This is a genomic window from Paracoccus sp. (in: a-proteobacteria), assembly GCF_030538495.1.
In the GTDB taxonomy this organism is placed as follows: Bacteria; Pseudomonadota; Alphaproteobacteria; order Rhodobacterales; family Rhodobacteraceae; genus Paracoccus.
In genome coordinates this window covers 135333-157159 of sequence record NZ_JAUNTW010000008.1, presented here as the reverse complement: position 1 = coordinate 157159, position 21827 = coordinate 135333, and the positions used below count along the sequence as shown (strand labels likewise).

Here is a 21827-nt window from a genome sequence, read left to right as displayed (position 1 = left end):
TACTCATGCTTTAACCCGTTATCCGAATCCTGTTTGACTGTCCACGGCCACAAATCTATCTGCGTTCCTAGCACAGGCAGATGAACAGAGGCTTAACATGCAGATTGTTTTTCATATCGGCGCCCATGGCACCGACGGCGACCGGATGTTGAAAACGCTGCTGAAAAACCGCGACCGTCTGGTTCAGCGTCAGGTTGAGATCATCCCCCCCCAACGTCACCGCACGGTGATTGATGACACTCTGCGCGCGCTTGCCGGCGGCAAAGCCACCCCCGCCATGGAAGAAATGTTGCTGGACACCCTGCTGGAAACGGAAAACCCTGAACGAGTGATCTTGTCCACGCAATCGCTGATGGGCGCGCCGGGCCGGGTCTGCGGGCGCGCCGGGTTCTATCACCAGATCGGCCCGCGTTGCGCGGCGCTGACGGGGCTGCTGCCATCCGCGCAAAGCGAATTTTTCCTGGCCATCCGCAACCCCGCCACTCTGCTGGTCGAGGTGATGCAGCAATTCACCGGCGGCGATTACGGCGAACTGATGCAGGGGCTTTCGCCGATGAATCTGCGGTGGCGTGACGTGATCAGGCGGATGGTCGCCGCAGCGCAGGGGCGGCGCGTGGTGGTGTGGTGCCACGAAGATGTGCCACTGATCTGGCCGGAACTGGTGCGACTGATGGCGAACCTGCCCGGCGATGTGCCGCTGGGCGGAACGCTGGTGTATATGCAGGATTTGCTGACCAATGCCGGACTGGATGCGTTGCAAGACAGCCTGACCGGTCGCGACCAGCTGTCGATTCCGCAGCGGCGGCGTTTGTTCAGCACCTTGCTGGCCGAACATGCCCGCCCCGAAGTGGTGGACCAGATCGTTGACCTGCCTGGCTGGACGCAAGAGCTGGTCGATCAGGTGACGGCGCAATATCAGGCCGATGTGGCCGAAATCGCCGTGCTGCCGGGGGTCGAGTTCGTCATGCCGTAACGGCGCACCCTCTGCACAAAACGCAATTTAGAAAATTAAACTGCGCAAAATCAGTGACCTGTCTTTTTCGGCAGTTTCGGGCTATTTGGGTTAATAATTCGTTAATTTGAGTTCACCCCGTCCAAAAGCTGCGCTAAGAGGCGCGCGTGGCTTGCGCCACGTACCGTCGGCGGAAACGCGCGGGTTGTAAAAGTTCAGTTCGTATTGGTGGTCCCCGCCGCCACCGCAGGCTCATCGTGTCTGAAACCTCCATGCCGCGCATGGATCGATGCAGAGTGAAAGAATGGCTAATTATTATGTGATCCAAACCGGGACGACGGCGCCCGATCTGGCCGGAACCCCGTATGAGGGTTACGAAATCCGCACCGTTTCGCAGATGAACAACGCGTTTTCAGGAACGCGCGTTGCCGCCAATGACAATGTGGTCGTTGACGGGTCGGTCCGTGAAAAACTGTGGCTGAACACCGCAGCGGGCCAAACGAACGGGATGGATCTGAACGTCACGGTTCTGGCCAACACCAACACCTTTGAAATTGAGGTCGGCACCAGCACCGAAACCCGCGTCAGCCTGAATGTTGACGTCGAAGGCAATGCCAGCCGTGTGTCACTGCCGCGCGGATCGCGCCTGTTCGACATGACGGTGAATGTGGCCGATGATGCCGCAATCGGCAACATCAACGGCGGCGGTCAATCGCTGACCGTAACGACCGGCACGAATGCCACTGTCGGCAACATCACCAGCACCAATACGCAAACCGATACGATCACCCTGGGCGACGGGACTAAGGTCGGGAATATCACCAGCGGCGCGGGCGGATTAGAGCTGACGACCGGCGTCAGCACCAATATCGGTGACATCAACGGCACTCTTGGTGCCGACCGGATCGTTATCGGTGACGCTTCGACAACCGGCAAAATTACCAGCCGGACCGGGGATGATTACATCGAAATCGGTTCAAACGCGATCATCCGCGACGACATTTACAGCAGCGTCGGGCATGACACGATCATCATCGGCAACGGCACCAAAGTCGAAGGGAATGTGTATACCGGCGACGGCATTAACATCGTCTTTGACCGCGACAGCCTGACCCTTGGTGATGAGGTGTGGATTACCGGTCACGTCTTTACCGGCGGCCAGGCCGACGGCGAAGGCGACACCCTGATCTTGGGCGATGCGATCCGAATCGACGGCACCTATGCCGCGACCGGCGCACATATTTATATGAACCTTGGCAGCCACAACGTAACGTCAACGGGTTGGGGCGAATACAAGGTTGACCTTGCCGGCGGGTCGCCGAATGACGACCTGCTGAGGTTTCGAATCGGCGCGATCGAAGAAAGTCGGCTGCGCGAAGAGTTGACCAAGCAGGGGTTCAGCCCAAACAGCGACAGCCCCTATGCGGGTGAGATTTGGTACAAATCACCGAACGCGACCTTCACGTGGAAAGGCGTTGAATATCAACGCGTTGATTGGATCGAGTTCCGGATCTGCTTTGCCGCGGATACGATGATCGACACGGTGAACGGACCCGTCGCGGTGCAGGATTTGCGCGTCGGCGATATGGTCATCACCCGCGACAACGGCCCCCAACCGATCCGCTGGATCGACGGCCAGCAGGTGCCGCATATGCAGTTGCGGCAAACGCCGACGCTGCAACCCATCCGCATCGCGCGCGGCGCATTGGGGCCGAACACGCCGTCGCAGGATCTGGTCGTCAGCCCGCAGCACCGGGTTCTGGTGCGGTCGCGCATCGCCCAGAAGATGTTTGGCACGGATGAAGTTCTGGTCGCGGCCAAACAATTGCTGCAAATCGACGGCATCGACATCGCCACCGATCTGGACACGGTCACCTATTATCACTTCCTGTTCGACCAGCACGAGATCGTCATGTCGAACGGTGCGGAAACCGAATCGCTGTTCACCGGCCCCGAGGCGCTGAAAACCGTGAGCGACGCCGCACGCGAGGAAATCTTTGCGCTGTTCCCGCAGCTGCGTGACCACGACTACGAACCGGAAACGGCGCGCCATTTCGCATCGGGTCGCATGGCCCGCAAACTGGCCGTGCGCCACGCCCGGAACGCCAAACCGCTGGTGAATTAACGCGAACGCCTCGCCTGCCGGGGCATTCGCATATGGGAAAAGCCCCGCTATCGCGGGGCTTTTTTAATTCAAAGCGGCGGTTATGCCATGTTATATTCGGACAGCACGGCGCACAAAACGCTGGTCTACGAATATGAACACCCCGCATTTATGCGATCGCATTTAACAGCACGGCTTTAGGGGGTAAATTCAGAGGATCGTTATGCTAAGTCGGATTAAATGTCGCAGCCCCCTGCACCGCACCAAAAACGCCGAACCGCTGGTGTATTAAAGCTCACCCATCGTCATGAATAGCACAGCTTTAAGAGAGGGGCTGTTTATTCAGTGAGACGAACACGCCGCGCCATTTCGTATCCAATCACACGTGGACCGACCACACCGGTCAGTTGGCGAATTAACAAACCCCATATCTATACCATCATCAAAAGCCCGCTGTCGCGTTTTAAGTCAGACGGCAATTATGCAATGCCTTTCGTATTGAATCACATCGCGCACAAAACCGACCATACCCCATGCCTCAAAGATCTAACCGCTGGTGTCTTCATCAGAAAACCCGCAGTTCCCGTATCGCATTTCAAAAGCCTCACTTTAACGGGAATTTTCAAAACCCACATGGCGCATCACTGCGCACGGCATTCAAACGGGCCATACGCCACACCCAAAATATCCAACTATTCGCAATCAATGCGCCACGCCCATTATCGCATTAAAAAAGCCCCGCTTTTGCGGGGCTTTCTCCAATTCAAAGGGGCGATTATGCCGCAGCTTTCGCCTTTTCGACAATTGCGCCAAACGCTTCGGGTTCGTTGATGGCCAGATCGGCCAGAACTTTGCGGTCAACCTCGATCCCGGCTTTCGCCAGCAGGTTGATGAAGCGCGAATAGGTCATTTCGGCGTCCACCAGACGAACCGCGGCGTTGATCCGCTGAATCCACAGGGCGCGGAAATTGCGCTTGCGGGTTTTGCGGTCGCGGGTTGCGTATTGGTTGGCTTTATCAACGGCCTGCGTCGCGGTGCGGAAGTTGCGCGAACGGGCGCCATAATAACCTTTGGCCGCGTCAAGAACTTTCTTGTGGCGGGCGTGGGTGACCTTGCCGGATTTCACTCGTGCCATGTGTCAGTTCCTTCGTATCAGCGGTTATAGGGCATGTATTTTTTAACGATCGTCGCATCAGCATCGCTGAGGATGGTCGTTCCGCGCGCATCGCGGATGAACTTGGTCGTGCGTTTGATCATGCCGTGGCGTTTGCCCGCTTGACCCGCTTTGACCTTGCCCGAAGCCGTGAACGAGAACCGCTTTTTGGCGGCCGATTTGGTCTTCATCTTCGGCATTTTCATCTCCTTCAAGAGTGAACGCGCGACTCGGCAATGCCATATTGGCCGGACGCACGGATAGGAAGCGCGTTCTATAAACGCGCCCCGTCCATTTGACAAGAGCTTATTGCGTGACCCGCGACCACGCCCCGGCCAGATCGGTGATCGGATGCTCCGCCGGACGATCCCAAGCCGATGCCAAAATCAGCACCAATCCCAGAACCAGCGTGATCGCCGCCATACGCGGCGGGCGCGTCTGCATCAGTTGGACCACGGCCAGAACGACCGACAGCAACGACAAGGCCACACCGGCCAGCAACAGCACGTCATACATATGAATAACCCAATATTGCGTATCCATTGGGATTATTCCGGGTCGGTGGCAAAGATCAAGCGCTCATCGCAAGGCGCGATTCGCAGAATATTCGTCGTTCCCGGCACGTTGAACGGCACCCCGGCCATGACCACGACATGGCGCGATTCATCGGCAAAGTCGAACTGACGCGCGGCGCGGGTGGCGTTCACGACGGCCTCTTTGAACCGAGTCAAGCGCGGCGTTGCCACGCAATGCGTCCCCCAGGTCAGGCACAGACGGCGCAACACGCGTTCCATCGGGCTCAGCGCCAGAATCGGCACGCGCGGACGTTCGCGCGCCACCAGATTGACGGTTTTCCCCGACTGCGTGAACGCACAAATCGCCGCAATATCCGTGGTTTCCGCGATTTCGCGCGCCGCCGTCACGATGGCGTCGGGAACGCTGGACAGGGTGGCGCGGCGCGATGCCTCGATAATGCTGCGATAATTGGGATCCGCCTCGACCGACTGGGCGACGTTGTCCATAGTAGACACCGCCTCGACCGGATAAGAGCCAGCCGCGCTTTCGGCGGACAGCATGACAGCATCGGCACCTTCGTAAATCGCGTTCGCCACGTCGCTGACCTCGGCCCGTGTCGGCATCGGGCTTTCGATCATGGATTCCAACATCTGCGTGGCGACAATCACGGGTTTTGCCGCGGCACGGCACCGGCGCACCAGCCGTTTCTGGATCGGAGGCACGGAATGCACGGGCAGTTCCACCCCCAGATCGCCGCGCGCCACCATAATGCCGTCTGACGCCTTCAGAATTTCGTCAAAGGCGCGCACTGCGGCGGGTTTTTCAATCTTCGACAGCACCGCCGCGCGGCCACGGGCCAGTTCTTTGGCCTCATCCACATCTTCGGCCCGCTGGACAAAGGACAGCGCCAGCCAGTCAACGCCCAGTTCGCAGGCAAATTCCAAATCCGCACGGTCCTTGTCCGACAGCGCCGCCAGCGGCAGGACCACATCCGGCACATTCACGCCTTTGCGGTCGGAAATCGTGCCGCCCACCGTCACAACACAATCGGCAAAATCCGGGCCACAGGATTCGACCCGCAAACGGATTTTGCCGTCATTCACCAACAATTCGCTGCCCTCGACCAAAGCGGCAAAAATTTCGGGATGGGGCAATTGCACACGCAGACTGTCACCGGGCGCATCGTCCAGATCAAACCGGAACCGGTCGCCTTCTTCCAGATCATGCGCGCCCGCCAAGAATTGCCCGACGCGCAGTTTCGGCCCCTGCAAATCCGCCAGAACGGCAATCGGGCGACCGGTTTCCGCCTCGATCGCGCGAATCGCGCTGTATCGTTCGCGGTGATCATCATGGCTGCCATGGCTCATATTCAGGCGGAACACGTCGGCGCCCGCATTGAACAAGGCGCGGATCATATCAGGCGAGGACGAGGCCGGCCCCAAGGTTGCCACGATCTTAACTTTGCGATGTCGTCTCATCTGCGCCCCCGGCTGTTGTTATCGCTATCTATGGTCCAATTCCGGCGGTTCGGCAACTGGCGTCAGCATCGCGACTGTTCTACAAATACGCATGACAAATGAAGAAATCATGAACGACCGCGCATTTTGGATCACGGGCGCTGACCGCCCGTCACGCTGGTTGCTGACCTGCGATCATGCGACGAACCGGGTGCCGGATTGGGTGGCGGGCGGTGATCTGGGGATTGCGGGCGCGGATATGGCGCGACACATCGCGTTTGACGTGGGCGCGGCAGGGCTGACCGCGCGGCTGGCCGACATCCTGCACGCCCCTGCGATTTATGCCGATTTTTCGCGTCTGGTCATCGACCCCAACCGGGGCGAAGATGACCCGACCCTGCTGATGCGTCTCTATGACGGGACGGTGATTCCCGCGAATAAACACGCCGATGCCGCCGAAAAAAATCGCCGCCTGATGCGGCTGCACCGCCCCTATCACGCGGCTTATGCGGCGCTTGCGGATCAGCACGCCGACCGCTGCATCTGCGCAATCCACAGCTTTACCCCGCAATTAAGGGGCCGCCCGCCGCGCCCCTGGCAGGTGGGGATCCTGTATTCGCACGCCGATACGCGGCTGGGTCCGGCCATGGTGCAAAACTGCCGGGATCAGGGATGGATCACCGGGGAAAATCAACCCTATGACGGGCATCTGGACGGCGATTCCATCGACCGCCACGCCCTGCACCACAACCGCCCCAACCTGCTGATCGAGGTGCGAAACGACCTGATCGCCACCCCCGCCGGTCAGCAGGAATGGGCCGAACGGCTGGCCCCTGTGATCGAAAAAACCTTGAAAGACAGCAGGCTGTAATATCTTCTGTGCAAAAATATCCCGCAGGGGGTCTGGGGGATGCGACATCCCCCAGCGGTGAAATCACACACCAGCGGCGCGGCTTTCTTCCAGATAGATTTCGCGCAGGCGGGTGGCAACCGGGCCGACCTGCCCGTCCCCAACCGCCACGCCGTCAATATCCACAACCGGCATGACAAAGGCCGACGCAGAGGTCACAAACGCCTCATCCGCGGCCTGCGCCTCGGCGATGGTAAAGGCGCGCTCTTCGACGCGCATTTGCGCCTCGGCCGCGAAACGCAGGACGGCGGCGCGGGTGATGCCGTGCAGAATATCGTGGCTTAACTCGCGGGTGATGATCACGCCATCTTTGACGATATAGGCGTTGTTGCTGGTCCCTTCGGTCACTTTTCCGTCCTGAACCATCCAGGCATCATCGGCGCCACGGGCCTTGGCCTCCATTTTCGCCATGGAGGGATACAGCAATTGCACGGTTTTGATGTCGCGACGGCCCCAACGCAGGTCATCGACGCTGACGATTTTCCAGCCGGTTTTCGCGGCGGGGGCGTCGGCCAGACCGGGCTTCGATTGGGTGAACATGACCACGGTGGGCGTCACATCATCGGCAGGATAGGCGAAATCGCGATCCCCCGGGTTGCCGCGCGTCACCTGCAAATAGACCAGACCATCGGTGATTTTGTTGCGCGCGACCAAGGCCCGATGCGCCAGCACATAATCATCATCCGACAGCGGGTTTGCGATGTCCAATTCGGCCAAGGACCGCTTCAGCCGCACCATATGCCCGTCGAAATCAATCAGCTTGCCGCCCAAGACGCTGACCACCTCATAGACGCCATCCGCCATCAGAAACCCACGGTCAAAGACCGACACCGTGGCCTGATCTTCGGGCAGATATTCGCCGTTCACATAGACTGTCCGCGCCATCGTTTTTCCTTACTGGCCTGCCAATTTCCCATGTTCCTGCGCAAATTGCGGCCCAAGGTCAAGGCGTGGCGAACAGTCTTGCACGAGCCTTTGCGAAAGATTATTACCGAAATTAGCTAAAATTTTATCGATTGGACCCCTGAATGAGCTTCCGCATCCAGCCCCTGCCCCCCGCCCGCCTGAACCGCTGTCAGCTGTTCGGTCCCGGTTCGCGCACCGCTCTGTTTGAAAAGATGGCAAAATCCGATGCCGACGTGATCAACCTTGATCTAGAGGATTCCGTCGCCCCCGATGACAAAGAACAGGCGCGCAAAAACATCATTCAGGCAATTGGCGATGTGGATTGGGGCGACAAAACGCTGTCGGTGCGGATCAATGGGCTGGATACGCCGTTCTGGTATCGTGACGTTGTGGATCTGCTGGAACAGGCGGGCGACCGGCTGGATCAGATCATGATCCCCAAGGTTGGTTGCGCCGCCGATATCTACGCCGTGGACGCTTTGGTCACCGCGATTGAGACCGCAAAAAATCGCACGAAACCAATCGCGTTCGAGGTGATCATCGAATCCGCCGCAGGTATTTGCCATGTCGAAGATATCGCCGCATCCTCGCCCCGGATGCAGGCGATCAGTCTGGGCGCGGCGGATTTCGCGGCGTCGATGGGGATGGCCACAACCGGCATCGGCGGGACGCAGGAAAATTACTATATGATCCGGCAGGGTCAGAAATACTGGCCCGATCCGTGGCATTGGGCGCAAACCGCCATCGTCGCGGCCTGTCGGGCGCATGGGCTGTTGCCGGTTGACGGCCCCTTCGGGGATTTCAGCGATGCCGATGGCTATGTCGCGCAGGCGCGGCGTTCGGCCACGCTGGGCATGGTCGGCAAATGGGCGATCCACCCCAGCCAGATTGCACTGGCCAATGACGTGTTTTCCCCCAGCGACGCCGCCGTGACCGAGGCGCGAGAGATTCTGGCCGCCATGGAACAGGCCAAACGCGACGGCGCCGGCGCCACGGTTTACAAAGGTCGGCTGGTTGACATCGCGTCGATCAAACAGGCCGAAGTCATTGTTCGCCAATACGAATTGATCCACGGTTAAGGTAACAAGGCGCGCCCGCCGCGCCCTTACCGCCGCCCCAATTGCCGGAACGCCGCCGACGCACCCCAGCCCGCAGCAACCGCCACAGCCAGCGACATCAGCCCGTAAATCAGCGGCTGATCAAAGGCCAACCGATAAAGCCATCGTTCCAGCCCGACCTTGCGCACCTCAATCGGGGCGCGATAGACATCGACGACCTGCCCGTCGCGCAGCAGGAAAATGCGGGTTTTGTAATCGCCTTCGACCAGATTGGCGGGCAGCTTAATATCGGTGCGGAACAGAGTTTGTTCGGCCAGCGACACCGCGCCTTCGTCCAGCCGGTATTCGCCCTGCCCTTCGCGGATCCGCATCATCGCGGCGGTAAAGGGCAGCGTGTCATCGACCGTCACTTCGCCCGCAAAGGAATGCATCGCCTGCGGCAGCGAAATGCGAAACCGGGCATCCATGGCCGGGTCCAGAATCGTCTCCAGCGGGCCGGTCGTCGCGACCGCGTAATAGCCCGCCGCCCCCACATCGACGCGTTCGGTGTTGATCCAGATGCCCAGCTTGCGCGCCTTGCGCCAGATCACCAGCGGCTGCGACGGCGCTTCGAGCGTGACGATAATGTCCAGCGGCGGGCCGTCCGGGATCGGGCTTTCGCGTTTGATCGCGCCATAGATCAGAATATCGGACCCGTCGAAACTGGCTGAAATCGCAACCGAATCGCGCGACAGCCCGGCAACGACCTGTTCGACCGGGCCATCCGACGCCTCGGCCACCTGACCGCGCGGATTGCTGGGGTCGGGATAGACCGGAAAGTTGCCGCCGTCCGGCGTTTGAAACGCAACCGCGGCCTGCGCCATCAGCACATATGCCAGCACCACCCCCCGCATCACCGCCCCCGCACCGTGATGGAATACAGATCATCCGGCGTCAGGAACAAATCCATGGCCAGCCGGAAACATACCGCCAACACCAGCAGCGCCAGCAAAATACGCAGCTGTTCCGCCCGCAGCCGCGCGCCCAGCGTGGTGCCAATCTGCGCCCCAACCACTCCGCCCACGATCAGCAAAACCGCCAGCATCACGTCCACCGTGTTATAGCTGACCGCATGCATCAGCGTGGTAAACGCCGTCACAAAAGTGATTTGAAACAAGGACGTGCCGACCACAACCTTGGTCGGCATCCCCAGCAGGTAAATCATCGCCGGCACCATAATGAACCCGCCGCCGACCCCCATAATCGCGGCCAGAACCCCCACGACCAGCCCCACCAGAACCGGAGGGATCACGCTGATATACAGCCCCGAGGCGCGAAATTTCATCTTCATCGGCAGGCGATGCACCCACATATGCTGATGCAAACGCCGACGCGGAGCCGACGCATTTTGCGCCCGCCGCATGGCACGGATGCTTTCTTGCAACATCATACTGCCGATCAGGCCCAGAAACACGACATAGCACAGCTGCACGACCAGTTCGACCTGACCAATCCCTTGCAGCAGGTTAAACACCATGACGCCCAGACCAGACCCCACCAGACCACCGGCCAGCAGCACCCAACCCATTCGGAAATCAACGGTTTTCCGCTTCATATGCGCCAGAACGCCAGACACCGAGGACGCGACCACCTGATTGGCCCCGGTTGCCACGGCAATCGCCGGTGGGATCCCGATGAAAAACAACAGCGGCGTGATCAAAAACCCACCGCCGACGCCGAACAGACCGCTCATGACCCCGACCAGCCCGCCAAGACCCATCAAGGTGAACGCGTTAACCGAAACCTCGGCAATGGGAAGATAAATCTGCATCGAAATCGCACGCCGTTTTCCGCAGGATGCAACGCCACGCCGCCCCCGTCAAACGGGTTTCCGCCCCGATCTTCTGTGCGTAAATATCCCGGGGTGAGACGGGTCAGGAAAAGGTCCAGTGGACCTTTTCCCCGTCGAACGCCCGTCCCCGTGGGGCGGGCTGGGGGGTGGCCCCCGGTGCCATCCCCGTGGGACGGGCTGGGGGGCTGGCCCCCGCACTGTCCACGCAAAACCGCCTTATATCTTGAAGCACCCTGCCCCCGCCGCTAATCAGGACCAAACGCGAATGGGGGCGATGATGCGAATTCTGATTACCAATGATGATGGCATCAACGCGCCGGGATTGCAGGTGCTGACCGAAATTGCCACCGAATTGGCGGGGCCAGATGGTCAGGTCTGGACGGTCGCGCCGGCCTTTGAACAATCGGGCGTGGCGCATTGCATCAGCTATGCCCGCCCGATGATGGTGGCGCGTCTGTCCGAACGCCGTTTCGCGACCGAGGGCAGCCCCGCCGATTGCGTGCTGGCCGCCATTGGCGACGTGATGGCCGATTGCCCGCCCGATCTGGTGCTGTCCGGCGTTAATCGCGGCAACAATTCCGGCGAAAACGCGATGTATTCCGGCACGCTTGGCGGCGCGATGGAGGCCGCGTTACAGGGCCTGCCCGCGATTGCATTGTCGCAATATCTGGGGCCGCAAACGGCAATGCTGGATGATCCGTTTCAGGCCGCGCGGCGGCATGGCGCATCGGTCATCCGCGCGCTGCTGGATCACGGAGATTGGACATCGGATGCCGATTTCCGCCTGTTTTACAACGTGAATTTCCCGCCCGTCGCGGCGTCGGATGTGCAGGGGCTGCGCGTCACACCGCAGGGCCGCCGCCGCGACAGCCGGTTCGGCGTCGAACCCTATACCGCGCCGAACGGGCGCCGCTTTATGTGGATCACCGGTGGCAATCAGCGCGCAACGGCGGCGGATGGCACCGATGTGGCGGCGAATATGGCGGGCTTTATTTCGGTCACGCCGATGCGCGCCGATCTGACTTGCCATGCGTCACTGTCCGGGCTGGCCACAGCCTTGGACGGGCTGCACCTGCCGGACCCTGCCGAATGACCGACGACAGCCCCGCCGAAATCAAAATGCGCTTTCTGTTTCAGTTGCGCAGCCGCAGCGTCACCGATCCGCGCGTGCTGGACGCAATGGAGCGGATCGACCGTGGAAAATTTGTGCGCGGTCAATTCGCCGACCGTGCCTATGAGGATACCCCCCTGCCGATTCCCTGCGGCCAGACCATCAGCCAGCCCTCGGTCGTGGGACTGATGACGCAGGCGCTGAATGTCGGGCCGCGCGATACCGTGCTGGAAATCGGCACCGGGTCCGGCTATCAGGCGGCGGTTTTGTCGGGGCTGTGCCGCCGCATTTATACCGTGGACCGTCACCGCCGACTGGTCCAAGAGGCCGAGACGATTTTTCACCAACTGGGCCTGTCCAACATCACCGCGCAGGTTGCGGACGGATCGCGTGGCTTGCCCGATCAGGCGCCGTTTGATCGTATCCTTGTGACCGCCGCGGCCGAGGATCCGCCTGGCCCCCTGTTGGCACAGCTGAAAATCGGCGGTATCATGGTGGTTCCGGTCGGCCAGTCCGACGCGGTTCAAACCCTGATCCGCGTCACCCGGCTGGAAACGGGTTTCGATTACGACGAACTGCGCCAGGTGCGGTTCGTCCCTCTGGTCGAGGGGTTGGGCCAGACATGACCCCCGCCAGACAGGCAGAGGATTAAGGTCATGAGCAAATTTTTTCCCCTTGGGGCCAGCATGATGGTGCTGACGCTGGCATCCTGCGGCCCGGATGGGATTGTTGATCCCGATTTGCGCGGATGGATGGGCGGCCTGAACACGGCCCCCGCCGCTGCGGCGGCAGCCCCGCGCCCCCAGCCCGACAATCGCGGCATCATTACCTTTGCCAATGCGCAGGTCGCGGTTGCGCAGGCGGGCGAGACTCCGGCCCGCGTCGCGGCGCGGTTGGGCATCAACGCCGATGCCTTGGCGCGGCACAACGCCCTGCCGAAAGACGCGGTTCTGGATGCCGGCGCGGTGCTGGTCCTGCCGCAGCGGATCGCCGCCGCGCAACCCGCCCCCGCTGCCCAGCCCCCGCGCGCGCAGGCCCCTGCCCCTGCCCCCACGAATCCGGGCCAACATATTGTCAAAACGGGTGAAACCGCATGGGCCGTTGCGCGTCGTTACAATATCAGCGTGCAGGATCTGGCGTCGTGGAACGGCTTGCCCTCGGATATGGCGCTGCGCCCCGGTCAGCGCCTGATCATCCCGCAGGCGGGTCAAGCCGCCCCCGCAACCACGCCCGAGCCCCCCGCCCCCGGTCAGGGCAGCGCCACCCCGCTGCCGCCATCGGCCAGCCAGCCCCTGCCTGACGAAAAAACCGAACCGGCAGCGACTCCGGCCCCCGCGGCCCCTGCCCCCAATCTGGGCGCGACGCGGACGACGACTTCTGGGTCGGGGCGGTTCCGTATGCCCGTCGATGGAGCGATCATCCGCGTGTATGACAAAGGCCGCAATGATGGCATTGACATCGCCGCACCGACCGGGACGCCCGTATCGGCGGCGGGTGCCGGGACCGTCGCAGCGATCACGCGCGACACGTCGGGAAAATCCATCGTTGTGGTGCGTCATGATGGCGACCTGATGACCGTCTATGCCGGGATGGGCGATCTGACCGTCGCGCGCGGTGATACCGTGACGCGGGGTCAGCGCCTCGGCACCACCGGCACGGGCGGTTCTCTGCATTTCGAGGTTCGTCGCGGTTTCGAAAGCCAAGACCCGGAAAAATTCCTGAACTAAGCGATCGGCGCGGCGTCACAGCCGCGCCATCCGCCACCGGTCACAGCCGCGCGACCTGGGCGTCAATCGCCTCGGCCACTTCGCGACGGATCACCGCGCGGATATTGGCTGAAAACCGTTCGCCCAAGGCACCATGCAGTTCGGCCCGCACCATTTCGCGCAGCAAATCCCGCAATTCGTCCAGATCATCAACGGTTTGCGCTTGCGCAACGGGTTCGGGTTCGGGCAGCGGTTCAGGCGCAACCTGTTCCGGTTCCTGCACATAACCCACAAATTCCGGCTGCGGCTGCGGCTGCGGATCATTGGCCGGTGTCGCCACCTGCTCCGCCGGCGCGGGCTTGACCGACCAGAAAAAGCGGCGCGGCGCCTTGGCGACGGGTGCCGGTTCGGGTTCGGCCTGAGGCGCGGGTTCCGGTGCCACATCCGGCACACGGCGCAGAAACACCGGCATCGGCGCAGGTTCAGCCACGCGGCGTTGCTGATCCAGACGCAGGGGTTCGGGTTCCGGCTCTGGCTGCGGCTGAACCGGTTCAGCCTGCGGACGCATAAATTCAGCAATCAACGCCGCCTGAGACATCGGCGCGGGCTGCACGACCTTGGGCTCATGACGCACCAATTCGCGCGCCAAGGCCGCATTGCCACCATGACGGCGCGCCAGAAAATCCGCGCTGTCTTCGTGCTGAACATCATTGCGGGCAACCGCCAGTTTCGCACGCGCCGCTGTCAAGGCGTCGTCATCCGCGATCAGACGACGAATGGTTTGCAGCACGTCACCGATTTCTTCGGACAGTTTGGCGGGGTTTTGGGTCATCCGGGGATCAGCCATGCTGCACCCCCGGATGTTTGGCGTCAGTTGCGGCCAATGGCGCGCAGAACACGGTCAAGGCTTTCGCCTTGGCTGCTGGTGAACGGCGCGTCGCGCACGGCGTTGTAGTATTGCGATGGATCATAGGTTTGGATTCCCAGTTTCAGGCTTTCTACCGTCAACAAACCCATAGCGGCCAAAAGTTGATAATGTGCTAACTGCAGATTAGATTCCGCAGAAATTTTGTCCGCGCGCGCCGTTAACAGCGCCTGTTCCGCATCCAAAACGTCCAAAGTGGTGCGCGCGCCCAGCAATGCTTCTTCGCGGACGCCATCATAGGCCTGTTGCGCGGCCGAAATCTGCTGATCAATCGCCCGAATTTGCGCGCGGGCCACGTCGATATTCGCCCATGATTCGCCCACCTGCTGCGCCACGGTCCGCGACGCGTTCAACAGATTCGCGCGTGCCTGATCGCGCCCAGCCATCGCTTTGCGATGCCCCGACGACAGGCGTCCGCCTGAATAGACGGTTTGGCGCATCTCAACGCCGACCTGCGCCGAATCAGTCCAGTTATATTGCCCCGTGGCTTGGTTCGGGCTGCGCGCCACGCCGATGCTGGCATTGCCCGAAAGGGTCGGGTTACGCTCTGCCGCCGCCGCCGCAACGGCGATTTCCGCCGCCGCCGCGCCGCGTTGCGCCTGCAAAATCACCGGATGCGTGCGCTGCGCAACCGCGCGGGCTGCGTCCGCAGATGCCGGTAATTTGGGCAAAGGCGGCGGGGCCGACAACGATCCCGGCAAACGCCCCGTGGCCGACCGATATTGTTCGCGCGCGATTTCCAACTGACCCGAGGCCGCCGCAAGCCGCGCCTGCGTTCCGGCCAGTTGGGCATCGGCCAGCGCAACATCGGTCACGGTGATTTCGCCGACATCAAACCGATCCTGCGCGGCGCGCCGTTCCTGTTGCAACACCTGAACCGAGCTTTGCTGCAAGGCCACCTGCTGCGTCGCCTGCCGCACCTGAAAATAGGCCGACGCCGCAGACAACAGCACATTCTGTTCCACCGCAACCAGCCCCTGACGCGCGGCCAGAACCTGTTCCTTGGCCCCGTCAATCGCCAGTTGCGACCGGCCGAAATCATAAAGCGTCAGCGACCCCGACAGCGTGACCGAGGTCGAACGCGCGCCCCGCCACCCCGTGCCGGTATCGGTCGCGCTTTCGGCATGGCGGGCCACCCATTCAACGACGGGGCGCAGACGTGCCGTGGCCGCGGCGACATCTTCGTCGGCGGCGCGCAGGACAGCCCGGTTCTGATCCAACAGCGCCGAATGACGATAGGCCGCAACCATCGCATCGGCCAGCGATTCGGCCTGCACAGCCCCACCGGCCAAGGCCACGGCCAGCGTGACCCCACGCACCAGATTGCGCATCACAACACAAATTCCTTGCGACGTTCAAACCCCGGCACCAGTGCCGCCGTCGCGTTGAAGGCGAATCGCCAGCTGACCTGTCCAGCAACTTTATGGCCGATCCGCACGGTTCCCAGCGCCCCATCCATGAACAGGGCCGCAATGCGTCCGCCATCGGCCAGCTGATCCAGCACGGCGGCTGGCACGTCCTGCACCGCGCCTTCGATCAGGATCGCATCAAACGGGGCCTGACCGGGCGCGCCTGCCGCCAGTTCGGCCTGCGTGACCACGGCGTTATCCGCGCCGACCTGCGCCAGACGGCGCTGCGCCTCGGCCACCAGTTCGGGCTGATCGTCGATGGCCACAACCGCCTGCGCCATGCGCGCCAGCACCGCCGCCGAATAGCCCAGACCCGCACCAATATGCAGCACCAGATCGGTTGGCTGAATGTCCAGCCCGTCAATCATTTTCGAAAAACTGCGCGGAGCCAGCATAATGCGGCCATGGCCAACGGCCAGATCGTCTTCGGAATAGGCCACATGACGTTGCGCATCCGGCACGAAATGTTCGCGCGGGACGGACAGCATCGCCTCGATCACGGGGAATTTGGTGACATCATTGGGGCGCACCTGCGTATCAACCATCATTGTGCGGCTGGCGGCAAAATCCTGCATATCGTGGAACCTCGGCTGGGCATGTTTTGCGTGCTTTTGCCACGTTTCCGTCATTTGGGCAACGCAAAGGATCAAATGCTATGTATATCTTCGTTGTCAGAACGGGTGCAGAACGGCTAAGGACAAGGGCGCGTAACAGGGCGGGACGTTCGGCCCGCGCAGCAGGGAACAAGGTCGGGCGATGCTTGAATTTGACAATGTGTCCAAATCGTTCTGGACCGGAAAACAGCGCAAGGTCATTCTGGCCGGGGCGTCCTTTCGGGTGGAACTGGGGCAGTCGCTGGGGATTCTGGCCCCCAACGGCACCGGCAAAACCACGCTGGTGAATATGATGTGCGGCCTTGAAAAACCCGATGAGGGAGAGATTCGCCGCGACTGCCGTGTGTCCTTTCCGCTGGGATTTATGGGCGGCGTGGTCAATAAACTGTCGGCGAATGAAAACGCACGCTATATCGCGCGCATTTACGGGCTGGACCCCGATTATGTCGCCGCTTTTACCCGGTGGCTGACCAATATCGACGAATATTATGACATGCCGGTCGGCACCTATTCCGCCGGGATGCGCCAGCGGTTTACGTTTTCATTGCTGTTGGCACTGGATTTCGATATTTACCTGATCGACGAAGGTATGCCACAAACAACCGATGTCGAATTTAACCGCCGGGCGGGTCAGGTCCTGTTTGACCGCCTTAAGGGGGCAACGACAGTCATTGTGTCGCACCAGCCGCAAACTCTGGAAAAGCTGTGCCAAAGGGCCGCAGTGATGCGTGACGGTAAATTGTTTATGTTTGAAACGCTGGACGAAGCAAAGCAATACTATGACTACACCGCCCAAAGCGCGCCGTTATAATCTGTCCGTTGGTGACACCGTCCCGCCGGCCAAGGGACATATCCGCGTGGAAACGGTCCGCAAATCGCCCGCCGCCCATGATCCCGCCAAGACCCCCGGCGCGCCGCCCGCAGCGGCGCCTGCGGGTCCGGCGTCGGATCAGGCGGCCTTGGACGCGATCCGGGATGAAAAACTGACGGCGCGTCAGTTGCGCATCGCCCGCCGCATGGCCCATCTGCATCAGATCAACGTCACAACCGACGAAGAGGCGGTTCTGCGCCTGCGTCAGCGCGGGCTGGACCCGACGCAACGCAGCGTGGTCGGCAAAATGCTGGCACAAGAAGGCGCGCGCAGCCAGTCCCGCCCCGCCACCGACACGCCCGCAATTGTCAAAACCGCCGCCGTGCCAACGGCGCCCGATCTGCCATCCCGCGACGTCCTGACCGAAGGGCGGCGGGCCGCCGAAATCCTGCAAATTCAACGTGATATTGCGCGCAGGCGGCGGCGCAGGCTGGCGATGCTGGCCATGCGATTGCTGTTTTTGGTGTTTCTGCCGACGGGGATTGCGGGGTGGTATTACTTCAAAATCGCGACTCCGCTTTACGCGACCTATTCCCAGTTCGAAATTCAGTCCGCCGCCCCCTCGGCGGTTGGCGGCGGCGGCATGGGCGGGCTGGCCGGGTCGATGATGGCGCTGAATGTCGATGCCGTCAAAACCCAAAGCTATCTGACCTCACGCGAAGCGATGCTGCGCCTGAATCAGGATATGGGGTTCCGCCGCGCCTTCGAAGACCCCGCAATCGACCCCGTGCGCCGCATTTCGCCCGATGATTCCAACGAAACGGTCTATCGGCTGTATAAAAACTCGGTCAAAATCGGCTATGATCCGACCGAAGGCGTCATCAATATGGAGGTGATCGCCCCCGACCCGAATCTCAGCCGCGATTTTTCGCTGGCCTTGATCAAATATGCCGAAGAACAGGTCGATCAGACCACCGCCCGCCTGCGCGAAGATCAGATGCAGGGCGCGACCCAAACCTATCAGGATGCCGAGGCGCGCGTCCTGTCCGCTCAGACCCGCGTGAACGAATTGCAGCAGCGTCTGGGTGTTCTGGACCCGGCGGCGGAAAGCAGCGTCGTGATGGGACAGGTCGCCCAGCTGGAAGGGCAACTGACCGCCAAACGTCTGGAATTGGGGCAATTGCTGTCCAATCCCAGCCCGGTGCAAAGCCGTGTGGCCGCCGTTCGCGGCGATATTGTGCGGCTGGAACAGATGGTCGCCGACACCCGGTCGCAGCTGACCGAAGGCGACACGGTGCGCGCCTCGCTGGCCACCGTGACCGGCGAATTGCGCATCGCCGAAAGCGATTTGCGCACGCGGCAGGAACTCTTGGCCTCGGCGGCGGCGCAGCTGGAAAACGCCCGGATCGAGGCGAATAAACAGGTCCGTTATCTGTCGCTGTCGGTGCCGCCGGTGCCGCCCGATGCGGCCACCTATCCCAAGGCGTTCCAGAACACTCTTGTTGCCTTTATGGTGTTTCTGGGCATTTATCTGATGGTGTCGCTGACGGCATCCATTCTCCGCGAACAGGTATCCACATGACACAGAAACAGGTAAATATCGGCAATCTGACCTGCGGCAACGACCAGCCGCTGACGGTGATCGCCGGCCCGTGTCAGCTGGAATCGCTGGATCACGCGCTGATGATCGCGGAAAAAATGGCCGTGGCCTGCGCCGATGCGGGCGCGGGTTTCGTGTTCAAGGCCAGCTATGACAAAGCGAACCGGACATCGCTGTCGGGCAAACGCGGCCTGGGCATGGATGCGGGGCTGGACATTCTGGCCGCCGTGCGCGACCGGATCGGCTGCCCGGTGCTGACCGATATTCACGACGCGGAACAGGCTCGGCGCGCGGCGGGGGTGGTGGATGTGATCCAGATCCCCGCCTTTCTGTGCCGCCAAACCGATTTGCTGATCGCCGCAGGTGAAAGCGGCGCGGTCGTGAACATCAAAAAGGGGCAGTTTCTGGCGCCGTGGGATATGCCGAATGTCGCGCAAAAGGTCGCATCGACCGGGAATGACCGCATCTTGCTGACCGAACGCGGGGCCAGTTTCGGGTATAACACCTTGGTTGCCGATATGCGGTCGCTGCCGATCATGGCGCGCACGGGCTATCCCATCATCATGGACGCCACCCATTCGGTGCAACAGCCGGGCGGCATGGGCGGATCATCGGGCGGGCAGCGCGAATTTGCGCCGGTCATGGCGCGGGCGGCGGTGTCTCTGGGCATTGCGGGGGTCTTTATCGAAACGCATGAAACGCCCGACAGCGCGCCGTCGGACGGCCCGAATATGATCCCGCTGCATCAGATGCCGGGGCTGATTGCATCGCTGATGCAGTTTGACCGTCTGGCCAAAGCCGACCCGCTGCACGTCTGAGCAGCCCCGTGCCGGGCGTTTACTGAGGCATCAGGAAATGCCCGGTTGCCTGCGCGAACATGCGGGCGCGGTTGTCCTGCCACGCCTCGACATGGACCGACGCATAGCGCCGCCCCGACCGGACCACACGCGCGCGGGCGAAGGCGTCACGCGGCAGGCCGCTGCGCAGATAATCGACGGTAAAGTCAATGGTCTTGGGCAGGCGCGGCAGGCTGCCCGGCACCGATGCATTGGGCGCGATGCGGCCGGATTCCAAATCCTCCCACATGACCGACCACGACAATTCGACCATGGCGGTTAATTCCAGAAACGCCGCCGTCACGCCGCCATGCAGCGCGGGCAGCAGCGGGTTGCCGATCAGCTTTTCGTCAAAGGGCAAGATGCCGGTCAGTTCGTCTCCGCGCCGGTCGAACCGGATGCCCAGCCATTGCAGGTAAGGGATGCCCGCGACCATGGCGTTCAGCGCGGTATCGCGGCGGTTTTTGATCTGTTGCAGCGGTTCGTTGCGATCCATGGCTTACCTCAATACCGTAAAGGCGCCGGTTGCACTGGCAACGGGGCGCTCTGTGTCGTCATCCATGGCAACCGCCCGGACAAAGGCCACGCTGCGCGTCATGTGATACACCTCGGCGCGGGCGACCAGCCGTTGCTGCGGGGTGGCCGCGCGCATATAATCAATGCGCAAATCCAGCGTTGCGGTCATTTCCGGCATGTCGGGATGCACCATCACCGCCGCGCCGCAACAGGTATCCATCAGCGCCGACACCACGCCGCCATGCACCACCCCGGTGCGCGGATCGCCGACCATATGGGCGGCCCAGTCCATGCTTAACGTCGCGCGCCCGTCGCCCAGATCATCCACCCGCATCCCCAAAGCGCGGGCATGAGGCAGCCCCTGCATAAAGTCGCGGGTCTGCTGAATACGATCCGCCATTGTGGTGTTATGTGTCATGCCTACGTCCCCGATGGGTTTGCCCGCTTGTAATGCGACAGCCCGCCGCGGCCAAGACCCCGAAAATTTTAACTGCCGCATTGAGTGACCGGCCAAAGCATCCTAACTTTACCCATGGGGAACTTGTCGAGGTGGACCATGACGACACAGACACGAATCAACTTTAAGGATATGTGCGCCCGCTTTGACGTGACCCCGCGCACATTGCGTTACTACGAATATATCGAACTGCTGAACCCAGCCCGTGAAGGGCGCGCGCGGTTTTACAACGCCCGTGATGTGGCGCGCATGACCCTTATCTTGCGCGGGCGACGGTTCGGTTTTTCGCTGGAAGAAATCCGCCAGTGGTTGCAGATGTATGATAACCAGGGATCGCGTGAACAATATCAGGTGCTTATTGAATATGCGGATCGCCAGCTGGAACATCTTCAGACCCAGATCGACGAATTGATTGTTGCGAAACAGGACCTGCACGACCTGCGGGATACTGCTGCGCATGAATTGGACAGCATGGACTGACGCCGCGTCGCAATTTACGCGCACGTCAACCCTGCTATAACCGACCTGCAGGAAACGGCCGGTCACAGAGGAAACCGCCACGATGTCCGACACGCTGATGACCATTCGGCAGATGTGTGACGCCTTTGACGTTACACCCCGCACCCTGCGCTTTTATGAATCGCGGGAACTGATTTCTCCGCAAAGACGAGGTCAGCACCGTCTGTATGACCGTCGCGACCGCGCGCGGCTGACGCTGATCCTGCGGGGAAAACGCTTTGGCTTCAGTCTGGAACAGATCCGGCAATTGCTGGAACTGTATCAACCCGGCGGCGCGAACAGCGCCCAGATCGCGGCAACCGTGGCCATTGCACGCGAACGTCTGAACGATATGGAACACCAATATGCCGAACTGGCCGAGGCGATTTCCGACCTCCGCGCCCAGATTTTCGACGCCGAGGCTGGGATCACCAGCCCGACATCTCCAACAGGATAA

At 61.3% G+C, this 21827-nt stretch carries 24 protein-coding genes; 12 read left to right on the top strand and 12 right to left on the bottom strand.

Annotated features, from left to right (window positions below):
* The first annotated feature begins 97 nt into the window (after positions 1-97).
* Both Q4G20_RS09740 and Q4G20_RS09735 read left to right on the top strand, forming a co-directional pair.
* Positions 98-973 (top strand): hypothetical protein, encoded by an 876-nt coding sequence (locus Q4G20_RS09740; protein ID WP_303343241.1) that lies wholly within the window; start codon positions 98-100, stop codon positions 971-973.
* Positions 974-1256: 283 nt separating this feature from the next.
* Positions 1257-3077, top strand: a complete 1821-nt coding sequence (locus Q4G20_RS09735) for a Hint domain-containing protein (RefSeq protein WP_303343240.1) — start codon at positions 1257-1259, stop codon at positions 3075-3077.
* 754 nt (positions 3078-3831) lie between these two features.
* Here the strand turns inward: Q4G20_RS09735 and rplT are convergent.
* The 4 genes from rplT to pyk form a co-directional block, all read right to left on the bottom strand.
* Complete coding sequence (rplT, locus tag Q4G20_RS09730; RefSeq protein WP_303343239.1) at positions 3832-4191, bottom strand: 50S ribosomal protein L20; 360 nt, start codon at positions 4189-4191, stop codon at positions 3832-3834.
* 17 nt (positions 4192-4208) lie between these two features.
* Positions 4209-4409, bottom strand: coding sequence for a 50S ribosomal protein L35 (gene rpmI / locus Q4G20_RS09725; protein WP_303343257.1), 201 nt, complete (start codon positions 4407-4409; stop codon positions 4209-4211).
* Between the two features lie 106 nt (positions 4410-4515).
* Complete coding sequence (locus tag Q4G20_RS09720) at positions 4516-4752, bottom strand: hypothetical protein (protein WP_303343238.1); 237 nt, start codon at positions 4750-4752, stop codon at positions 4516-4518.
* Positions 4753-4757: 5 nt separating this feature from the next.
* Complete coding sequence (pyk, locus tag Q4G20_RS09715) at positions 4758-6203, bottom strand: pyruvate kinase (protein ID WP_303343237.1); 1446 nt, start codon at positions 6201-6203, stop codon at positions 4758-4760.
* A 109-nt stretch (positions 6204-6312) separates the two neighbouring features.
* Between pyk and Q4G20_RS09710 the strand changes: the two genes are divergently transcribed.
* Positions 6313-7053, top strand: a complete 741-nt coding sequence (locus Q4G20_RS09710) for an N-formylglutamate amidohydrolase (RefSeq protein ID WP_303343236.1) — start codon at positions 6313-6315, stop codon at positions 7051-7053.
* Positions 7054-7116: 63 nt separating this feature from the next.
* Here the strand turns inward: Q4G20_RS09710 and Q4G20_RS09705 are convergent, their stop codons facing one another.
* Positions 7117-7977: a D-amino-acid transaminase gene (locus Q4G20_RS09705; protein WP_303343235.1), complete on the bottom strand. Its 861-nt coding sequence runs from the start codon at positions 7975-7977 to the stop codon at positions 7117-7119.
* Positions 7978-8120: 143 nt separating this feature from the next.
* Here Q4G20_RS09705 and Q4G20_RS09700 point away from each other — a divergent pair, with 143 nt between their 5' ends.
* Positions 8121-9077: an L-malyl-CoA/beta-methylmalyl-CoA lyase gene (locus Q4G20_RS09700; protein WP_303343234.1), complete on the top strand. Its 957-nt coding sequence runs from the start codon at positions 8121-8123 to the stop codon at positions 9075-9077.
* 26 nt (positions 9078-9103) lie between these two features.
* On the opposite strand, the gene Q4G20_RS09695 is transcribed toward Q4G20_RS09700, so the two are convergent.
* Both Q4G20_RS09695 and Q4G20_RS09690 read right to left on the bottom strand, forming a co-directional pair.
* Positions 9104-9949 carry a TIGR02186 family protein gene (locus Q4G20_RS09695; RefSeq protein ID WP_303343233.1) on the bottom strand — a complete coding sequence of 282 codons (846 nt, stop codon included), beginning with the start codon at positions 9947-9949 and terminating at the stop codon, positions 9104-9106.
* The gene (locus tag Q4G20_RS09690) at positions 9949-10866 is read right to left on the bottom strand and encodes a sulfite exporter TauE/SafE family protein (RefSeq protein WP_303343232.1); all 918 of its coding nucleotides are present in this window, start codon (positions 10864-10866) and stop codon (positions 9949-9951) included. The genes Q4G20_RS09695 and Q4G20_RS09690 overlap by 1 nt, the downstream gene beginning before the upstream one ends.
* Before the next feature lie 298 nt (positions 10867-11164).
* Between Q4G20_RS09690 and surE the strand changes: the two genes are divergently transcribed.
* From surE to Q4G20_RS09675, 3 genes are read left to right on the top strand one after another with little or no spacing between them, the layout of a single operon-like run.
* Entirely contained in the window at positions 11165-11980 is an 816-nt protein-coding gene (gene surE, locus Q4G20_RS09685) for a 5'/3'-nucleotidase SurE (RefSeq protein ID WP_303343256.1), read from the top strand.
* On the top strand, positions 11977-12624 hold the full coding sequence (locus Q4G20_RS09680) for a protein-L-isoaspartate(D-aspartate) O-methyltransferase (protein WP_303343231.1): 648 nt from the start codon (positions 11977-11979) through the stop codon (positions 12622-12624). The genes surE and Q4G20_RS09680 overlap by 4 nt, the downstream gene beginning before the upstream one ends.
* Before the next feature lie 30 nt (positions 12625-12654).
* Positions 12655-13725 carry a LysM peptidoglycan-binding domain-containing protein gene (locus tag Q4G20_RS09675; protein ID WP_303343230.1) on the top strand — a complete coding sequence of 357 codons (1071 nt, stop codon included), beginning with the start codon at positions 12655-12657 and terminating at the stop codon, positions 13723-13725.
* Between the two features lie 40 nt (positions 13726-13765).
* On the opposite strand, the gene Q4G20_RS09670 is transcribed toward Q4G20_RS09675, so the two are convergent.
* Genes Q4G20_RS09670 through Q4G20_RS09660 form a run of 3 tightly spaced genes read right to left on the bottom strand, consistent with a single transcriptional unit; the run spans position 13766 to position 16613 of the window.
* On the bottom strand, positions 13766-14551 hold the full coding sequence (locus Q4G20_RS09670; RefSeq protein WP_303343229.1) for a hypothetical protein: 786 nt from the start codon (positions 14549-14551) through the stop codon (positions 13766-13768).
* 23 nt (positions 14552-14574) lie between these two features.
* The gene (locus tag Q4G20_RS09665) at positions 14575-15960 is read right to left on the bottom strand and encodes a TolC family outer membrane protein (protein ID WP_303343255.1); all 1386 of its coding nucleotides are present in this window, start codon (positions 15958-15960) and stop codon (positions 14575-14577) included.
* Positions 15960-16613, bottom strand: a complete 654-nt coding sequence (locus Q4G20_RS09660) for a protein-L-isoaspartate O-methyltransferase (RefSeq protein ID WP_303343228.1) — start codon at positions 16611-16613, stop codon at positions 15960-15962. The genes Q4G20_RS09665 and Q4G20_RS09660 overlap by 1 nt, the downstream gene beginning before the upstream one ends.
* Before the next feature lie 181 nt (positions 16614-16794).
* Between Q4G20_RS09660 and Q4G20_RS09655 the strand changes: the two genes are divergently transcribed.
* The 3 genes from Q4G20_RS09655 to kdsA are packed head-to-tail and all read left to right on the top strand — an operon-like array spanning position 16795 to position 19881.
* Positions 16795-17463, top strand: coding sequence for an ABC transporter ATP-binding protein (locus Q4G20_RS09655; protein ID WP_303343227.1), 669 nt, complete (start codon positions 16795-16797; stop codon positions 17461-17463).
* Positions 17432-19045, top strand: a complete 1614-nt coding sequence (locus Q4G20_RS09650) for a capsule biosynthesis protein (RefSeq protein WP_303343226.1) — start codon at positions 17432-17434, stop codon at positions 19043-19045. The genes Q4G20_RS09655 and Q4G20_RS09650 overlap by 32 nt, the downstream gene beginning before the upstream one ends.
* Entirely contained in the window at positions 19042-19881 is an 840-nt protein-coding gene (kdsA, locus tag Q4G20_RS09645) for a 3-deoxy-8-phosphooctulonate synthase (RefSeq protein ID WP_303343225.1), read from the top strand. The genes Q4G20_RS09650 and kdsA overlap by 4 nt, the downstream gene beginning before the upstream one ends.
* 19 nt (positions 19882-19900) lie before the next feature.
* Here kdsA and Q4G20_RS09640 read toward each other — a convergent pair whose 3' ends face one another.
* Positions 19901-20395: a PaaI family thioesterase gene (locus tag Q4G20_RS09640; RefSeq protein WP_303343224.1), complete on the bottom strand. Its 495-nt coding sequence runs from the start codon at positions 20393-20395 to the stop codon at positions 19901-19903.
* Between the two features lie 3 nt (positions 20396-20398).
* Entirely contained in the window at positions 20399-20815 is a 417-nt protein-coding gene (locus Q4G20_RS09635) for a PaaI family thioesterase (protein ID WP_303343254.1), read from the bottom strand.
* A gap of 156 nt (positions 20816-20971) precedes the next feature.
* On the opposite strand from Q4G20_RS09635, the gene Q4G20_RS09630 reads away from it, so the two are divergent.
* Both Q4G20_RS09630 and Q4G20_RS09625 read left to right on the top strand, forming a co-directional pair.
* On the top strand, positions 20972-21352 hold the full coding sequence (locus Q4G20_RS09630) for a MerR family DNA-binding transcriptional regulator (protein ID WP_303343223.1): 381 nt from the start codon (positions 20972-20974) through the stop codon (positions 21350-21352).
* An 82-nt stretch (positions 21353-21434) separates the two neighbouring features.
* Positions 21435-21827: a MerR family DNA-binding transcriptional regulator gene (locus Q4G20_RS09625; RefSeq protein WP_303343222.1), complete on the top strand. Its 393-nt coding sequence runs from the start codon at positions 21435-21437 to the stop codon at positions 21825-21827.